Below are 236 nucleotides of genomic sequence, written 5' to 3' on the forward strand. Positions count from 1 at the left end.
TCTTTGTCCGGCAGGTTTTGATAGTTGGCCTTATAACCTTCCGTTAAATGGGCTAAAGATGCTTTCATAAACACCACCGTTCCCCACGCAGCACCTGGAAACTCAGGACTGGTATGACCGTCCACATACTCGCCACTGGATTTATGCTTGCCCGGTTTGTAGAGATAATACGTGTCATCAAAGTATTGATAATCTATACCCGGACCACCCGGCGCCAGACGCGGGTCGTCAAAAGG

General features: G+C 49.2%; 1 pseudogene. It reads right to left on the reverse strand.

Going from position 1 to position 236, the window contains the following annotated elements:
- A pseudogene (locus OGV77_RS00830) lies at positions 1 to 236 on the reverse strand (T6SS immunity protein Tli3 family protein); the annotation flags it as partial.

This window comes from Citrobacter sp. Ce129, assembly GCF_030334545.1.
In the GTDB taxonomy this organism is placed as follows: Bacteria; Pseudomonadota; Gammaproteobacteria; order Enterobacterales; family Enterobacteriaceae; genus Citrobacter; species Citrobacter europaeus.